We start from the raw sequence: 19127 nt of genomic DNA, 5'->3' as shown, positions 1-19127 counted from the left end.
GTTATAGAAACCGGAACGGTTCCTTGGAAAATCACGACTTCATAAGAGAATTTCTCGATTTGATCTAGATTCATTCTCTGATTGGAGTCTTTTCTTTATCATGTTTTCAAATCGGAAACATGTATTTGGCATGCCTTGTTTCCTAACTAAGCTGAGTAGTTACTAATATTCTTGTCACAATACTAAGGGGGATTTTATGTTATCAAAAAAATTGCACGACGCATTAAATGAACAAATGAACTTTGAATTTTACTCTGCCCATGCTTATATGGCAATGGCTGCTTACTGTACAGCTGAGAGCTATGATGGATTCGCTAACTTTTTCCTTGTACAAGCTGAAGAAGAACGTTTCCACGCAATGAAGCTTTACAACTATATTAATGACCGCGGAGAGCGCGCTATTATTACTGGATTTGATAATCCGAATAACGAATACGAATCTGTATTAAACGCTTTTGAAGTCGCACTTGAGCACGAGCGTGAAGTAACGAAACGTATTTACAACTTATCTGATATCGCTTGGGATGAGCGTGAACATGCAACAATTACATTCTTAAAATGGTTCGTTGACGAACAAGTCGAAGAAGAAGCTTCATTCGATAGCATCATCCAAAAACTAAAACGTATTACAAGCGATTCAAACGCACTGTTTATGCTAGATGCTGAATTAGAGAAACGTACATTTACGCCTCCAGCTGAGTAATATTTCAATCACCTTAATACATGTATTAAGGTGATTTTTTTGTTTGCTCTCTATCTTAAAATCACCTTAAATTTCCTCATATTTGACATAGTGTCAGATATAAAATGGTATTATTTTCAATATAAAAACGAATATACGAGGAGAGGAAAAATGAATCAACGTGTAGAAGCTGTTGATGCAATTCGTGGTTTCGCTTTGTTTGGCATTTTACTAGTCAATATGACATTAATTCAATTTGGGTTCTTCACCAGTGAAAAACCAACTTATCTATTTGGCGATCTTGATAAAGGCGCTAATTGGTTTATTCAATTTTTCGGCACACATAACTTTATATCCCTATTTTCTTTTCTATTTGGGCTTAGCATTATTTTGTTACAAAAAAGTATTATCGCAAAAGGAAAAAAATTCTTCCCCACATACATAAGAAGTATTATCATTCTTTTACTACTCGGCTACATTCATGGCACTTTTGTTTGGGAGGGAGATATTTTATTTGCATACGGAATAATCGGGATTTTTTTAATGATATTCATCAATCGAAAACCGAAAACTTTGCTTATTTGGGCGATTATTCTACTCGCACTTACTACACTTATGTCTTATCAAACTGATCCATCTACAAATATAAATGATTTCGCACCTTATACTGAAAAAGAACATAAAGTCCATCAAACTGGAAGCTATATGGATCACGTCAACTTTAGATTGACTGAAAATCCTTTTGATTACATGGGAATTGACGGTGCATTCGGATTATTTTTTATATCAGTTTTCGCAATAATTTTTATGTCTCCACTGTTCCTACTCGGAATGTATGTAGGGAAAAAAGGCTGGCTATTTGAGGTCAGTAAACATATACCTGCTGTCAAAAAAATATGGTTTGCCACCGGTCTCTTCTCTTTTACAATTAAAATCTTAGCTATGTTCATAAAACACCCGGTTTTAATTATGTTACAAGATGGCCTTACACCAGTAACTATGACCTTCTTTTACGGAAGCACAATCATTTTATTATTCCATTACAAAAAAGCAACCCGTCTACTAACATACATGGCGAACATGGGGAAAATGTCCGTTAGTAATTACTTAGCGCAATCTATTATCGCAACAACCATTTTTTACGCATATGGATTTGGCTTATACGGGAAAATCGGCTATTTCTTCGGTATTCTTTTAACCATCGGAATTTATACGATTCAATTATTCGTTAGCACCTATTGGCTCCAGAAATACCGAATGGGGCCAGTGGAATATGTCTGGAGACTGGGAACTTATTTAGAGAAACCACGTTTTAAAAGAGACTTGGATAAAGCAAGTTAAACAAAAAAAGCAATGAGCCTACGCTCATTGCTTTTCTTAATTTATTAAAGCATAACCCCAACGATAATCGCTGATAATATACTTACTAACGTTGCACCGTATACAAGTTTTAAACCGAATGATGATACAACGTTTGCTTGTTTGCCATCGATACTCTTCGTTGCACCTGCGATAATTCCGATAGATGAGAAGTTCGCAAATGATACAAGGAAGATAGATAAAATACCTACTGTACGAGCTGATAAATCGCCAGCTACTTTTCCAAGGTCAAGCATTGCAACGAATTCGTTCGTTACTAATTTTGTTGCCATAATTTGTCCTGCTTGTAACATCTCTGATGTTGGAATACCCATTACGAATGCTAATGGTGAGAAGATGTATCCTAAAATGCTTTGGAATGTGATTCCGAAAATTGAATCGAATACACCATTAATTGCTGTAATTAATGCTACGAAACCGATTAACATCGCCGCTACTGTTACAGCGATAGAGAAACCAAGCATAATATATTCGCCTAACATTTCAAAGAATGTTTGTTTCTTGTCTTCTTGTAATTCTAAAATATCGTCTTCTTCTTTTACTTCATATGGATTAATAATATGAACAATAATGAATCCACTAAATAAGTTTAATACAAGTGCTGTTACTACATATTTTGGATCAATCATTTTCATATAAGAACCGACAATTGACATCGATACTGTAGACATTGAAGATGCACAAAGTGTGTATAAACGATTTTTCGGTAATTTGCTTAGTTGATCTTTTACTGTAATGAATACTTCCCCTTGACCAACGATTGCAGCTGCTACCGCATTATATGATTCTAGTTTTCCTAAACCGTTAACTTTACTTAATAGGAAACCGACTGCACGAATGATAATCGGTAAAACTTTAATATGTTGCAGGATCCCGATTAATACTGCTAAGAAAATAATCGGTAATAATACTGTTAAGAAGAATGGTGCTTGTCCATCGTTTGCTAGACCACCAAATACGAAATTAACCCCAGCTTCCGCAAATTTTAAAATAGAACCAAATCCATCTGCGATCCCTTTTACTAATACAAATCCGACCTTTGTATTTAGTAAGAAATACGCAAGTACCAATTGAATAACAAGCATAAGTGCAATTGGTTTATATTTAATCTTCTTACGATCTGAACTGATAAGGAAACCTAGTACAAACACTACAAGTAAACCGACTAGAAACATTACTATTTTCATATGTGAATCCCCCACTTCTCCCACGAATTATTGGTCGTATAACGTATAACGAATGACGTCTGACCATTATTGTTAAAAAAATTTTAAACCCCTAAAACTATTCAACTGTCATCTAAAATCAGTAAGCGTTTACATAAATTGCAATTTATAAAAGGTAGCTTCTTCTCTCCTACCATACTTGAAAGTCTGAAATTGATACCACCTACAAATCAAATTGTAAGCGTTATCTAGGTGAAATGCAATATAAATTTTAAAAGATTTTTATATGTTAATATATTCCTAATTAATTGGTTTTTTCATGCAAATTTACCATAAAAAAAATAGCCCCAGCTATGAGCTAGAGCTACCCTTTTTTACCCCGCTTTAACGGGCAGTAAGACCCCCATCTCAACATTCAGCGAAAACAAAGAAGTTAGATGGGTGATTAATTGCCCATAAAAGCCCGATTGGTTCAACTAATAATCAGCGGGGGATAAAGCTCCCCCCACTAATTAAAGTTTCACTTTATAACATAACACCAACGATAATCGCTGATAGAATACTTACTAATGTCGCACCGTACACAAGGCGTAAACCGAATGATGATACAACATTTGATTGATTTTCATCGATACCTTTCGTTGCACCTGCGATAATTCCGATAGATGAGAAGTTCGCAAATGATACAAGGAATACAGAAAGAATACCAACCGTACGAGCCGATAAATCACCAGCTACTTTTCCAAGGTCAAGCATCGCAACAAACTCGTTTGATACTAATTTTGTTGCCATAATTTGTCCCGCTGTTACCATTTCTGCTTGCGGGATGCCCATTACGAATGCTAATGGTGAGAAAATATATCCTAAAATAGCTTGGAATGTAATACCGAACATTGTATCAAACAAGCTATTGATTGCTGTAATTAATGCTACGAAACCGAGTAACATAGCTGCTACTGTAATCGCAATCGTGAAACCAAGCATAATGTACTCGCTCAGCATTTCAAAGAATGATTGTTTTTTCTTATTTTCTAATTTCAGTGTATCTTCTTCTTCTGTAATATCGTACGGGTTAATAATATGAATGATAATGAAACCACTAAATAAATTTAATACAAGTGCTGTTACTACATATTTCGGTTCGATCATTTTCATATAAGAACCAACGATTGACATCGACACTGTCGACATAGAAGATGCACATAATGTATATAAACGATGTTTTGGGATTTTACTTAATTGATCTTTTACTGTAATAAATACTTCTGCTTGTCCAACAATGGCAGCTGCTACTGCGTTATATGATTCTAGTTTTCCTAGACCATTTACTTTACTTAACAACGTACCAATAGCACGAATAAATATCGGTAAAATTTTAAAGTGTTGCAGAATTCCGATTAAAACCGCAAAGAATACGATTGGTAATAACGCTGTTAAGAAGAATGAAACCTCTCCTTTATTAACAAGACCACCAAATACGAAAACGATTCCAGCTTCCGCATATCCAAGAAGTGCGCCAAATCCATCTGAAATTCCTTTTACTAAAATATAACCAACTTGCGTATTTAATAAGAAATAAGATAATGCTAGCTGAATAATAAGCATAATTGCGATTGGTTTATACTTAATCTTCTTTCGATCGGCACTTATAAGAAAACCGAGTACAAATACAACGAGTAATCCTACAAGGAACATAACAAACTTCATTAATAAAATCCTCCATTTAACTCTTCATTAACGTTGAACGTCTGACCATTCAAAACAAGAAATAATCCGAACTTTCCATTTCTCCTCCAAAGTCTTCAATCGGATAGGAAAGATCATAAAACCTCTTATTTCAAAGGCATTTTCCATTCTAACATAAATCACAACTCATATCCGCACTTTTCTTAAAAAAATACATTTTATTATGAAACATTCATGAATGTTCGTCTTTTTCATTATAAAGCGAAACTTTAATGAGCAGGAGTTTCACTTCACACAAATAGCTGAACCAACAAAAAATGAGCATCAAGTTTCACTTGATGCTCACCTCATTATACTGCTTTTTCTTTATCAGCTACCGCTGGCTTATCCCAACACTCTGTATTGTTCAAACCTGGAATAGACTCCGCATAAAAGACTGGATCTTTCCCTTGTTTCTTTTGCTTAATATAATCTGATAACGCTGCGAAAGCGTACTTTGAAAGGAATACAATTGCTACTAAGTTAATAACAGCCATAATACCCATGAATAAATCTGCTAAATCCCAAACGATTTGAATTGTCGCTACAGATCCTAGCATAACCATACCAAGTACAGCAATGCGGTATGCATTTAATAACACTTTACTTCCATTTAAGAACTCAATATTTGTTTCACCATAGTAGTAGTTACCTACTAATGAACTAAATGCAAACAAGAAGATCGCAACTGCCACAAATATAGAAGCCCATGGACCGATATGTTGACTTAACGCCTGCTGCGTTAATTGAATTCCATTTAAATCAGCTGCATTATGCACATCTGATAAAAGAATAATAAATGCTGTACAACTACAAATTAATAATGTATCAGTAAATACCCCTAAAGTTTGAATGAAACCTTGTTTAACTGGGTGCGTTACGTTTGCAGTCGCTGCTGCGTTCGGCGCACTACCCATACCTGCTTCATTTGAGAATAACCCACGTTTTACCCCTAATAAAATCGCAGCTCCTAATCCTCCGCCTACTACTTCTTTAATTCCGAAAGCATGTAAGAAAATTTCTTTAAATACATATGGAATTGCCGTAATGTTTGTTACAACAACGAATAATGCCACTGCTACATAAATAATTGCCATTACTGGAACAATCATTTCAACCGCGCGAGCAATTCGTTTTACCCCACCGAAAATAATAACTGCAAGTAAACCAGCCATAACAAGACCTACCAATCTGCTATCTGTTTTAAATGCACCATCAAAAGCAGCTGCTACAGTATTAGACTGTACAGCGTTAAAAATCAATCCGAAACTTACTGTTATTAGAACAGAGAACACAACACCTAACCAGCGTTTCTTTAAACCCTTTTCCATATAATACGCTGGGCCCCCACGGAATGCATTCCCATCTTTTACTTTATAAATTTGCGCTAATGTGCTCTCTACAAATGCAGAAGCACCCCCAATTACCGCAATTAACCACATCCAAAATACTGCTCCTGGACCACCTGCTGAGATCGCAATAGCTACACCAGCTAAGTTACCAGTACCTACACGAGAAGCTGTACTCATACAAAACGCTTGGAATGATGATACGCCGCTCTTCTCTTTTTGCGCTTTCCTCGTTTTCGAGCTTGCTCCATCCCCAAGCAAACGAATCATTTCACCGAAGTAACGAACTTGGACAAATTTCACACGAAATGAAAAATAGAGCCCTAACCCAATTAACATCGCAATAATGACATATGACCAAAGGATATTATTTACATCCCCAATTACCCTAGCTAAAAAATCCATATTTGTATTGCCCCCTCTTCCTAACAATAAGAAAATTATATTCTAAAAACTTTAAGTAATCAAGAACTTTATGTAAGGTTTTATGACATGAGTATGTTAATTATCTTAACATACGTGTTTTTTTCATAAAAATATAGCTATTACATGCATTTATCCAATACTCAATCACTTATCCTCTTCGACCAGTCATACTTTTAAAGCAGTACGTTCCCCATAATAACGAGAGAAACAAACAAAAAAAGTTATATTAATAATTACCCCTCACCCTTTTCATTATTTACTACAACAAAAAAGGCGAGCATCGAATTTGCCTCGATGCTCACCTTTTCAATTACACTGCTTTTTCTTTATCTGTTACCGCTGACTTATCCCAACACTCTGTATTCGTTAAACCAGGAATAGAATCTGCACTGAAGACTGGATCTTTCCCTTGTTTCTTTTGCCTTACATAGTCTGCTAATGCTGCATACGCAAATCGGCCAAGAAGTGTAATTGCAATTAAGTTCGTGATTACCATTAGACCCATAAATAAGTCTGCCATATTCCATACAACTTGAAGCGTCGCAACAGAACCGAATAATACCATTCCAACTACCGCAATACGGTAAATTGTTAACCACGTTTTGCTTTGCTTAATAAATTCAATATTTGTTTCACCATAATAGTAGTTTCCTAGAAGTGAACTAAATGCAAATAAGAAAATAATAATCGCTAAGAAACTGCTCGCCCATGGGCCAATTTGTGAACTTAATGCATTTTGTGTTAATTCAATACCTTCTAAATTTGTTGCTTTATATGCACCAGAACATAGTACGATAAACGCTGTTGATGTACATACTAAGAATGTATCTACTAATACTCCAATTGTTTGAATAAAACCTTGTTTCGCTGGATGCGTTACATCAGCTGTTGCTGCCGCGTTCGGCGCACTACCCATACCTGCTTCGTTCGCAAATAATCCGCGCTGAATACCATATTTCATCGCAGCACCGATACCGCCACCTACAGCTGAATCTAAACCGAATGCACCTTTAAAGATTTCCGTAAACACATCTGGTATTAAATAGAAGTTTTTAATGACAACAAAAATAGCTACTGCAATATAAATAAGCGCCATTGGCGGAACAATCATTTCCGACATACGTGCAATACTTTTTACACCACCAAAAATAATAACCCCAACTAATGCAGCTAATACAATACCAACAATATAACGCTCTAAGCCAAATGCATTTTCAAACGCTAATGTTACTGTATTTGCTTGTACTGAGTTGAAAATTAAACCGTAACTAATTGTAATCAGAATAGAGAACCAAATCCCCATCCAACGTTTATTTAAACCTTTTTCCATATAATAAGCAGGACCACCGCGGAAGCCACTGCCATCTTTTATTTTATAAATTTGCGCAAGCGTACTTTCTACGAAACTTGAAGACGCACCGATAATCGCAATAACCCACATCCAAAATACAGCTCCAGGTCCTCCCATAGAAATAGCTAACGCTACACCAGCTAAGTTCCCGATACCAATACGAGCTGCAGAACTCATACAAAATGCTTGGAACGATGATACGCTGCCCTTTTTACGTGTCTTGCCAGTTAGTCCATCACTCATTAAACGAATCATTTCCCCTAAATGAGTAAGTTGTACGAATTTTAATTTAATAGAAAAATAAAGCCCTAAACCAATTAACATTGCAATAAGAATATATGACCAAAGAATTGTATTCGTTGATGAAATAAATTGCTCTAAAATATTCATACAATTAACCCCCTCCTTTTCTCCATAAAACGAATTATATTTAAAAAACATTCAAAAATCAACATTTTTCGACAATTTGCAATTTCCAAATATTAGCCAGGTTCACAGTAACAATATCTTTATGACTGACTACCCTCCCTCTAACTGTGCATACTAAAACAAAAAATAAATTCACAAACAACCCTATTGACAAAAATACCAACCTGTAACTATAATGATTACAACAGGTTGTAACAAACCTAATTACAACAAATTCATTTACTTTCAGATATACACTTTAACAAAACACTTTGGAGGGATTTATTATGAAAATCGGAATTATCGGAGCAACTGGTAAAGCAGGAAGTCGTATTTTAAAAGAAGCATTGGATCGCGGACATGAAGTAACTGCAATCGTAAGAAACGCTGCAAAAATTACAGAAGACAATGTAAAAGTTTTAGAGAAAGATGTATTCTCTCTTACATCTAACGACTTGCAGGCATTTGACGTAGTTGTAAATGCATTCGGTGCTCCAGCAGGCGAAGAACACCTTCACGTAGATGCAGGAAACGTACTTATTGAAGCTGTGAAAGGTGCACCAAACACAAAATTACTTGTAGTTGGCGGAGCAGGAAGCTTATTTGTAGACGAAGAAAAAACAACACGTGTATTTGATACACCAGGTTTCCCGGGCGAATACCTTGCAACAGCTCAAAACCAAGGTAAAAACTTAGAAATCTTGCAACAAACAAATGATATCACTTGGACATTCATCAGCCCTTCTGCACTATTCGCATTAGGAAAACGCACTGGTTCTTACAAAGCTGGCAAAGACAATCTTCTTGTTAACTCAAAAGGTGATAGCTACGTAAGTTACGAAGACTTCGCAGTTGCAGCACTTGATGAAATCGAAAACCCAAAACACGTAAACGAACGCTTCACAGTAGTTTCTGAAGCTGAATAATAAAAAAAGCTCGTAAAACATTATGTTTTACGAGCTTTTTCTTATTATTGCACTTGCTCTAATCCATTTTGAGTAATCTTAAAGGATATTTCTTGCCCCTTCATCGCATCCTCTTTTTTAACTAACTCATTCTTTTTGTACCAATTCAAACGACTCGGTTCCGCATGATATACTTTCAACACATCTCCATACTCAAATGCCGTTCCATTTAATTGCCCAGCAAAATTCTTTGAAGTCTCTTGTCCTTCTGCCGTTACATGCTTTTTCTCATTTCCATTTTGATCATAAATCGTAAGGCCTATATACTGCTCATTTACAAAGCGATAATGAATCTCCTCATTTGTAAATGTTGCATGTAATTTCTTTTCAGCGTGGTTTAACGTAACAATTGAACGTGTTACATTCGAAACACCTTGATATACTATGCTATCTCCATATGTAACTTCCACAGATACTTCTGTCACTTTCTTATTCCCAAAGCTATCTTTCGTTTCTACTTTTGCTTTTTGTTCACCAATTTTTGTTGTATCCAGTTTTTCTACAAAACCAATTACTTCTCCATCTTTTACTTGAACAAAGTTTTTTGCATCTAATTTATCAGCGTTTGTTCCGATTACTACTTTTTGCGGTACAGTTGTTACTTCTTGCTTAGCTTCCATTCTTTCAAAGCCGTTTTCAGTAATTTTGAAGACTAGTTCCTTTATCTCTTTATTCTTTCCTTCTCCCGCATATACACCTTTTTTGTACCAGTGTAAGCGTGAAGATTCAGCATGATACACTTTCACCACATCTCCATATTCAAACGCTAGTCCGTTTATTTCCTTAGCAAAAGCTTCTGTACTCTCCAGCCCTTTTATCTCTATATTTTTCTTCTCTTTTCCCTCTCTGTTGTACAGAGTGAATGCAAAATACTTCTCATCTCCAAAATAATCATGAATCAAATTACTCGTATCCGTCGCACTCATTTTTTTCGCATCATGATGTAACGTTACAATTGATTTCATATCGTCACCACCATAGCTTAACCCATATACAAGTAAGCTATCTCCATATGTTACTTCCAGGAGAACTTCCGTCACTTTCTTATTTCCAAAGCGATCTTTCGTTTCCACTTTTACTTTTTGTTCACCGATTTTTGTCGTAATTGGTTTTTCTACAAATCCAATTACTTCTCCACCTTTTACTTGAATAAAATCTTTTGCATTTAATTTTTCAACTTCTGTCCCAATTACTACTTTTTGCGGTACTACCGTTACTTCTTGTTGAGCTTCCATTCTCTCGAAACCTTGCTCTGTCACTTTAAAGATCACTTCATGAACACCATACTGTGTATCCACTAGTTCATTCTTTTTATATACTTTAAATCTATCAAACTCTTTTTGATATACTTTTACTATATCTCCATATTCAAACGTCATTTCGTTGAATTGTTCCGCAAATCCTTTTGTATTTTCAGATGCTTTTACTGATAGAGTTTTCTTCTCTTTTCCATCTTTATCGTATACAGTCATCGCCATATACTTCTCATCTGCAAATGAAGTATGCATTGGACCTTCTGAATCTGTTGTACTGAATTTCTTTTCTTCATGATTTAACGTGACAACCGATTTAATATTTGTTCCTCCATAACTTGTACCGAAGAACATAATACTATCACCGTAAATCACTTCTAATGGAACTTCTGTCACCTTTTTATTACCAAAGCGATCTTTCGTTTCCACTTTTACTTTTTGTTCACCGATTTTTGTCGTAATTGGTTTTTCTACAAATCCAATTACTTCTCCATCTTTCACTTGAACAAAATCTTTTGCTTCTAATTTTTTAACGTCAGTTCCAATAACTACTTTTTGTGGTACTGCTGTTACTTCTTGCAACATATCCATTTTCTCGAAACCTTTTTCTGTCACTTTGAAGAATAGTTCTTTTGTTCCTTTTTTCTTACCTTGACCAGTAAGAGTATTATTTTGATACCATTTCAAACGATCTGGTTCTGCATGGAATACTTTCACTACATCTCCATACTCAAACTGCGTACCATTCACTTGTTCTGCAAAGTTTTTTGAAGTTTCTTGTCCTTCTGCTGTTACACGTTTTTTCTCTTTTCCTTCTCCATCATATAACGTGATTCCCATGTATAGCTCTTTATTAAAATACTTATGAATCTGGCTATTCATATCAGTCACATGGAATTTCTTCTCATCATGCTTTAACGTTACCACTGAAGCAATATCATTGTTATATCCTGCATATGCAATGCTATCTCCATAAACCACTTCTAATGGTACTTCTGTTACTTGGTTATTTCCAAAACGATCTTTCGTTTCTACTTTGGCTGTTTGTTTTCCGATTTTCGTTGTAGTTGGCTTTTCTACAAAGCCAATTACCTCTCCGTCTTTCACTTCAACAAAGTTTTTCGCTTCTAGCTTTTCTACTTCTGTTCCGACTACTACTGTTTGTGGCTTTGCTGTTACTTCTTGCAATGTTTTTAATCTCTCAAATCCATTTTCAGTAATTTTGAAGAATAATTCTTTTATTTCTTTATTTTTTCCTTCTCCCACATATAAACCCTTTTGATACCAATGTAAGCGTGAAGATTCTGCATGATATACTTTCACCACATCTCCATATTCAAATGCTAATCCATTTACTTCCTTGGCAAAAGCTTCTGTATTCTCCAACCCTTTTACCGCTATATTTTTCTTCTTTTTTCCCTCTTTATCGTACAGTGTAAATTCAAAATACTTCTCATCTTGAAAATAATCGTGAATTAAATTTTTTGTATCTGTTGCACTAAATTTTTTTGTACCATGGTGTAGAGTTACGGTTGACTTCAAGTCTCCCTCCCCGGTATATTTCAATCCATATACAAGTAGGCTATCCCCATATCCAACATTCACTACAACTGGAATAAAATTCTTATTTCCTTTTCCATCTACAATTTCTACTTTTACAGTTTTTTCTCCAACTTCAGGCTTATCTTGCATAATCACACCTGTTGTCTTTACACCTTCTCCTAAATTCTGTACAAGTTCCTTTGCTTTTTTCTCATCATGTGTAGTACCGATTACTACATTTTGTATTTTTTCATTATTTGGCTCGCCATATGGAACTTCATATAACTCAGTTTGTTTTTCACGAATTGGATTGCTATCTGTAGATAACCATATTTCTTTTTCTAATTTTGGTAAATTTAATTTTTCAATCTTTTCTCTCGTAGCATCATTTGCAAATAATCCCCATTTATCAAAGAAAGGAATTAAATTTTGTCCTGCCACTTTTGACGTCATATAAATAAACATCTGCTTTTTCTCTTCATCAGATTTAGGCAGTTCTGTGTCATGTAACAAACGATACATTTGATGTAAATTCGGATAGAATTGTTCCCCATAAGCTAAATGTAACTGCCAAAACATAACTAATTTCTCAAATACATCCATCTTTTCTTGTGCATCTGGTTTACCTAAATAAGCAAATGCAGCTTCATAGCGCCCCTCTTGCTCTAACCTTGTTTTATGCCCGAATGTAGTTTGAACTGCCAAAGAATAAATATTAACGGTTACTTCTCCAAGTCCATCCCATAACCAAGTATTCTGTTGATGTTGATGTCCCACTTCATGCCAAGGCCCCCATCCATCATTAGTTAACTCTTCTAGATTTAGTACTGGCCCTAAATTCCCTTTACTATAAGCTGTTCGATAATAAGTCGCATACATATAATTGTCCGTATACCAGTCTTCAACAAAATGAATGGAATGTTTACCTTGATTCGCAACACCCACACCACCTTTTGATAAACCTGATATCTTATGTTCTATATTAATTATTTCATCGTGTTTCTTTAATAACGCAGCTGGATCTTCTTGTTTTAAATGCTCCGCTACAGTCTCAGGATGCATAGTTAATAAACTATTTTCTCCCTTCATTTCTATTGCATATGGATCAGGATTCTCTGCCAACATACGTTTCCAATCTTTTGTCGTATGCTTTCCTAAAATAAATAAAGGATTTGTTGTACCACCTTTTTTCACTTTAGCGACTACTTCTCCTGTGTTGTGATAATTATAAAAGTATAATAGTCCCCCATTTGAAGAAGAAATTTTATTCTCACCAGGATTTAAATTGAATTGTTTAGGTTCTTCTTTTTCATAAGAATATGTACCAATATAAGCTTTAATCTGTTGAGTCCCTTCTACTTGAATAACTACTTCTTCACCCGGCTTTACATAAATGCCCGTTGGTTCATAAGGAGAAAAACTCATTCGACGCTGATGCAACTCACGCATCTCTTCTACATTACCTTTTGGCAGCAATTGATACACTCGCTCTTCTTGCTCTTTCTCCTTATCTTCCATCGTCATCTCTGCATACACCTTAGGTACTTCAAGTCCATATGGCGTTAATAACGTAACTAAACAAGCACCAGCTACTAATACCCTACTCGTCTTTTTCTTCGACATAATCTGTGTCCCCTGTTCCTTTATTTAAAGAAACTACCCTATATATTCGTTTAATAAGAAATCCTATTATTTTTATAAAAACATGTAATGAATAGGCTAACACTTCGCGCACCTATATCAATTGCTACCGCATTTCTTCCTATGTATTCGCTTTCTTATATTATAAAATTTTGATGTACTGTATCCTCCTCACTTCTTTCCTCGTGTGATGAGTTCTCTTTCTACATAAAAAGGGTATAGTAAATGATATATTTTAGTCTTGTCATCTATACATCTAAAAATAAAAACAACAATATCATCTTACATTTTCTTCATATATGACCATCTATAGGTAGTTTTTCCAAATGAATTGTACACGCTTTACACTTTGTTTGATAGACTTTTCAATTAGAATAATGTTACAATTTTGTGAATTTAATCTATTAATCGTTACGTTTAGATTTTATTATATTTTGTTATTTCTAAATAGTTTTCCTATCATTAAAACAGCGTTTTATATAGTAAATAATTATTTTGATATAGCTTTAAAACTCATATATAAAAAGCATTGGTTAACACCAATGCTTTCATCCTTACCTTTTATATTGATTCGGTTTATGCGGTTCATTTGGAGTATATGGCTTATTTGGTTTATTTGGAGCCTCAGCCTTTTTCCAACTTACCGCTAACTCTGGACTTGTTTTTTCTTCACTACGCTCAAGTAATACTACTGCATTTTGAATAGTCGGTGTACCTTTATGCGCAATTCCTTGTAGTTTCGTTAAATTTCCTGATACTTTAAAGCTAAATCCACCAGCTGGCGTTTGTTTCGGAATTAAAATGCGGAACTTCTCTCCTACATTAAATTCTGTTTTTGTTTCGCCTTTTTCATTTGCAAATTTCACGCCCGCTGGCGCACCTGTTGCTTGCACTTTATACGTTCCGCTTTTTGCATTTGTTTCTACCGTATATAAACCTGTTTCAAAGAAATCATTTTTTAATACTGCTTCTTGTTCTTCTGCAGGAGTTACACTCATCGTAATTTCTTGTAACTCTTCGCTAGCGTTTGCTTTTGCAACGATGTCTTTCGTTACTTTCTCTACATTTTTATTGCGGAAATCTAAATCATTAATATCGATTTGTTTTAACGCATTCCACACTGCAAGCTGCGTTGCGTAATGTGCTTCTCTCCAATCAGAAACACCTAATTCTTGTGGACTCTTTTGTGGATATCCATTCAATAGTACACGGTATACGTTAATATCCACTTTCCCCATTTCCGGTAAATCTTGACCGCTTGGAGATTTCAAATCTACATTTAAGCAAAAAGCAATTTTGCCATCTGCCGTTTTAATAAGCTCTGTTCGAATTGGTTTCTTCTTTGACTTACTATAACTCCAATTCATTTCATACTTTGTATGGTCCATAACTTCTGCAAATGCTTTTTGAAGCGGGAATAACACAAATAAAACACTTAAAAACATAGCTAAAATCTTGAACGATTGCTTTATATTCATGTTTACAGCCCCTTATCACAAACTTAATACTAAGTAGTATTTATTTAGAAACTATTTTTATGCACAAAAAAAGAGTGCTTTTACACACTCTTCTTTCTTACTTTAATCTTAGAAATCGAAGTTATCAGGATCTGGACCAACGCGGTGATTTTGGTTTAACGCATCGATTTTTTCCATGTCTTCTTTTGTTAATTCAAAGTTAAATACATCAGCATTTGCAATAATGCGGTGTTCTTTCGTTGATTTTGGAATTGTAATTACTCCGTTTTGAAGATCCCAACGTAAAATTACTTGTGCTGTTGTTTTACCATGTTTCTCAGCAATTTCTTGTAATGTTTCATTATCTAATAATTGACCTTGCATTAGTGGTGACCATGCTTCCATTTGAATACCTTGTTCTTTACAGAAAGCTTGTAGTTCTTTTTGTGTTAAACGAGGGTGGTATTCTACTTGGTTAATCATTGGCTTAATTTCTGCATCTTTCATTACATCTTGTAAGTGATGAATTTGGAAGTTACTTACACCAATTGCACGTACACGCTCTTCTTTATAAAGTGTTTCTAGCGCTCTCCACGTATCTTTATATTTTCCTTCTACAGGCCAGTGAACAAGATATAGGTCTAAATAATCTAGTTCTAATTTCTTTAAGCTCTCTTCGTATGCAGCAATTGTTTCTTCGTATCCTTGATCTGCGTTCCATACTTTTGAAGTGATAAATAATTCTCCTCTTGCAATGCCAGTCGCTTCAATACCTGCACGAATTCCTTCACCTACAGCTTTTTCATTTCCGTAAATTGCAGCTGTATCGATGCTACGGTATCCTGCTTTAATTGCTGATTTAATTGCTTCTACAAGTTCTGGTCCTTCTTCTACTTTAAATACACCTAAACCGAACCAAGGCATTTCTACACCATTACTTAATACTGTTTTACTTTGTAAGTTTTTCATTTTATTTTCTCTCCTTTTATTTTACTTGATCTCTTTTTTCTAATGTCATGCTCCACGCTGTTAAAATAACAGCGGCTACTACCATAAGACCGCCTACCCAAGCAGTATGGATTAATCCTAACGAATTCGTTACGAGGCCACCTATATAAGAACCTAAAGCGATTCCTCCGTTAAATGCGGCAATATTAATTGCTGAAGCAACATCAACCGCACTTGGAACAAAGCGCTCTGCCAATATAACTACATATACTTGTAGCCCTGGAACATTCATAAATGCGAATAGTCCCATGAAAATAATTGTGATTAATCCAGCTACTTTAAATGGCGCTGTAAATGTTAAAACAAATAATATGATCGCTTGAATAAAGAACATGTAAAATAGCGCTCGAATCGGATTATGATTCGATAATTTCCCGCCAACCATATTCCCTATCGCAATTGCGATTCCATACACTAATAAAATGATAGTAACGGTACTTGCTTCAAATCCTGTTACTTCTTGTAATAGGGGTGATAAATACGTAAATGTTACGAATGTACCACCGTATCCAAGTGCAGTAATAATGAAAACAAGTAATAGTCTTCCATTTTTAATTAATTTAAATTGATCACGAAACGATACAGGTACACCATTTTTTAAATTAGATGGGACGAGTATACTGTTTGCGATGAAAGCAATAATTCCAATTACGACAATCGCCATAAATGACGCTCTCCAGCCAAACTCTTGACCGATAAATGTTCCAATTGGCACACCAGTAATAGTCGCAACTGTTAATCCAGTAAACATAATCGCAATTGCGCTAGCACGTTTATTCTCTGGTACGATTGCAGCTGCAATTGTAGATCCAATTGACATAAACACACCATGTGCAAACGCAGATACAATTCTTGCGATAATTAATACAGTGAAGCTTGTTGCTACCGCCGCAATGCCATTACCAATAATGAAAATAACCATAATCCACATTAATAATGTCTTTCGCGACATACTAGCCGTTAACGCTGTTAAAACAGGAGCTCCTACCGCTGCTCCTAACGCATATAAGGAAACCGTTAAACCGGCTGTTGTAACCGAAACATTTAAATCTTTTGAAATAGATGGTAGTAAACCGACACTAATAAACTCGGTCGTACCAATCCCAAACGCACTAATTGCTAGCGCTAATAAAGCAAACATACTTCTTCGGCTCGTCTGAGCTTCCGAAGATGGTACTGTATATGAACTCAATTGAATTCCTCCTTATTACAAGAAATCCAATCACAATAGTATGATAAAAAGGCCCTTTTATCTTCTAAAAAATATATTTCATACTTACAAATGCTATTATGAATGGTTTCATTCCTTTTTTGAAGAACGCACTTTAAAGTACGATAGGCACTAAAAAGTAACATAGTCACTTTTTGGTACCGTACTACTCATTTGCCTCTTACATGTGCTATTATGAAACATATTTAACATAATAAAAAGTACGTACTTTAAAGTGCTATAGGTACTAAAAAGTAACATTTGTATTATTAAACTTACTTTACTCAAAAAGGGAGGGGTTCATATGAAGAAATACAATATTCCTGTAGAGGCGACTTTAGAAGTTATCGGCGGCAAATGGAAAGTTGTTATTCTTTGTCACTTAACGAAAGGTACAAAGAGAACGAGTGAATTAAAACGCTCAATGCCTGGTATTACACAAAAAATGTTAACGCAGCAATTACGTGAATTAGAAGACGACGGGGTCATTCAAAGAAAAGTATACAACCAAGTCCCACCGAAAGTAGAATATTCTCTTACCGACTACGGTTGGTCTTTAGAATCCATTCTTGACTCTCTTTGTTCTTGGGGCGAATGCCATCTTGAAAAAGAAGGTAACACATCGATGCTAATTGCAGAAGGTGAATAATAGGAAAAAGGAAAAAATGAACATGAATTTGTTCGTTTTTTCCTTTTTTTCTATATATATATGTACATTTCTAACTGAAACAAAATATTTTATACGCTTTCATACCTTGTCAGCACTACGTTATACACTCAATATCAAATAATTAGGAATCATTTTTATGTTAACATAGGTGTATATAGTATATAATATAGGATATATATTATATACACTTTCCGGTAACGGAGCTTTTCCATTATGCGGACAAGCCATATATCGGACAGTTCATAAATAATAAGTAAGACGTTATGGTTTTAGATTTATGTTTGCAGCTTACTTGCTGTCATAAATTTAAAGGCATTTTATTGTGTTTTGTGAAACTTTGCATAAAGTTTCGTAAACGTTTACTATCTTACTTATAAAAAATAAGAGTATTGCTATCGTAAAGGAGAATTGGAGATGCCAGAAACTATGACTCAAACAAAGCCAGAACAAGAAACTGTACAAATTTCTGCTAGCCAAGGACAACTTGATGTACTTGATCAGTTGTTAAAACCTGAGGTACAAGAATCATTAACAACACTAGTAGAACAGCTTCCAAAATTAACTGAGCTTGTTAACATTTTAACTAAGTCTTATGACTTCGCTCAAACTGTTGCTACTGATGAAGTATTAAAAAGCGACACTGTTGGTGCAATTACAGAGCTTGTAGAACCTGTAAAAGATACAGTGAAAAGCATGGCTGCAACTGCAATCGAAGCGAAAGATCGTGCTGACGAAAGCAACGAAGTTATCGGCCTATTCGGTCTGTTAAAATTACTAAAAGATCCACAAGCACAAAAAATGTTCCGCTTTGTGAACGCATATCTTCAAATTAGTGCAGAACGTAACAATAAATAATTTAACTTATAACAACAATTAGTAAAGACGGGGGATATC

At 35.0% G+C, this 19127-nt stretch carries 13 protein-coding genes; 5 read left to right on the top strand and 8 right to left on the bottom strand.

Translation table 11 applies throughout. From position 1 onward, the window contains the following. Window positions 1–196 precede the first annotated feature (196 nt). Complete coding sequence (locus ATL10_RS08280) at window positions 197–703, top strand: ferritin (protein ID WP_000949403.1); 507 nt, start codon at window positions 197–199, stop codon at window positions 701–703. 150 nt (window positions 704–853) lie between these two features. Beyond that, window positions 854–2023: a DUF418 domain-containing protein gene (locus tag ATL10_RS08275; protein WP_110496711.1), complete on the top strand. Its 1170-nt coding sequence runs from the start codon at window positions 854–856 to the stop codon at window positions 2021–2023. Between the two features lie 44 nt (window positions 2024–2067). Here the strand turns inward: ATL10_RS08275 and ATL10_RS08270 are convergent, their stop codons facing one another. The 4 genes from ATL10_RS08270 to ATL10_RS08250 form a co-directional block, all read right to left on the bottom strand. Further along, on the bottom strand, window positions 2068–3249 hold the full coding sequence (locus ATL10_RS08270; protein ID WP_000706853.1) for a NupC/NupG family nucleoside CNT transporter: 1182 nt from the start codon (window positions 3247–3249) through the stop codon (window positions 2068–2070). A gap of 504 nt (window positions 3250–3753) precedes the next feature. Next, window positions 3754–4935 (bottom strand): NupC/NupG family nucleoside CNT transporter, encoded by a 1182-nt coding sequence (locus ATL10_RS08260; RefSeq protein ID WP_000673841.1) that lies wholly within the window; start codon window positions 4933–4935, stop codon window positions 3754–3756. Between the two features lie 329 nt (window positions 4936–5264). Next, on the bottom strand, window positions 5265–6707 hold the full coding sequence (locus ATL10_RS08255) for an alanine/glycine:cation symporter family protein (RefSeq protein WP_000346409.1): 1443 nt from the start codon (window positions 6705–6707) through the stop codon (window positions 5265–5267). Window positions 6708–7038: 331 nt separating this feature from the next. Next, entirely contained in the window at window positions 7039–8469 is a 1431-nt protein-coding gene (locus ATL10_RS08250; RefSeq protein WP_016123726.1) for an alanine/glycine:cation symporter family protein, read from the bottom strand. Window positions 8470–8774: 305 nt separating this feature from the next. On the opposite strand from ATL10_RS08250, the gene ATL10_RS08245 reads away from it, so the two are divergent. Further along, a complete protein-coding gene (locus ATL10_RS08245; protein ID WP_090978085.1) occupies window positions 8775–9413 on the top strand; it encodes an NAD(P)-dependent oxidoreductase in 639 nt (212 codons plus the stop codon). A 44-nt stretch (window positions 9414–9457) separates the two neighbouring features. Here the strand turns inward: ATL10_RS08245 and ATL10_RS08240 are convergent, their stop codons facing one another. From ATL10_RS08240 to ATL10_RS08225, 4 genes are all read right to left on the bottom strand, one after another. Further along, window positions 9458–13870: a putative mucin/carbohydrate-binding domain-containing protein gene (locus ATL10_RS08240; protein ID WP_110496709.1), complete on the bottom strand. Its 4413-nt coding sequence runs from the start codon at window positions 13868–13870 to the stop codon at window positions 9458–9460. A gap of 572 nt (window positions 13871–14442) precedes the next feature. Next, window positions 14443–15366, bottom strand: coding sequence for a thioester domain-containing protein (locus tag ATL10_RS08235; RefSeq protein ID WP_090978089.1), 924 nt, complete (start codon window positions 15364–15366; stop codon window positions 14443–14445). A 108-nt stretch (window positions 15367–15474) separates the two neighbouring features. Further along, the gene (locus tag ATL10_RS08230; RefSeq protein WP_098235669.1) at window positions 15475–16314 is read right to left on the bottom strand and encodes an aldo/keto reductase; all 840 of its coding nucleotides are present in this window, start codon (window positions 16312–16314) and stop codon (window positions 15475–15477) included. A gap of 16 nt (window positions 16315–16330) precedes the next feature. Continuing rightward, window positions 16331–17494 carry an MFS transporter gene (locus tag ATL10_RS08225; protein ID WP_179875841.1) on the bottom strand — a complete coding sequence of 388 codons (1164 nt, stop codon included), beginning with the start codon at window positions 17492–17494 and terminating at the stop codon, window positions 16331–16333. 373 nt (window positions 17495–17867) lie between these two features. On the opposite strand from ATL10_RS08225, the gene ATL10_RS08220 reads away from it, so the two are divergent. Together ATL10_RS08220 and ATL10_RS08215 are read left to right on the top strand one after the other, a co-directional pair. Continuing rightward, window positions 17868–18212 carry a winged helix-turn-helix transcriptional regulator gene (locus ATL10_RS08220; RefSeq protein WP_000760481.1) on the top strand — a complete coding sequence of 115 codons (345 nt, stop codon included), beginning with the start codon at window positions 17868–17870 and terminating at the stop codon, window positions 18210–18212. A gap of 435 nt (window positions 18213–18647) precedes the next feature. Next, window positions 18648–19088, top strand: a complete 441-nt coding sequence (locus ATL10_RS08215) for a DUF1641 domain-containing protein (protein ID WP_001115309.1) — start codon at window positions 18648–18650, stop codon at window positions 19086–19088. The last annotated feature ends 39 nt before the right edge of the window (window positions 19089–19127 follow it).

The sequence above is a fragment of the Bacillus sp. 196mf genome (genome assembly GCF_003217275.1).
GTDB lineage: Bacteria > Bacillota > Bacilli > Bacillales > Bacillaceae_G > Bacillus_A > Bacillus_A thuringiensis_S.
The sequence above is the reverse complement of the archived record's forward strand: the minus strand, read 5'-3'. Positions and strand labels throughout refer to the sequence as shown.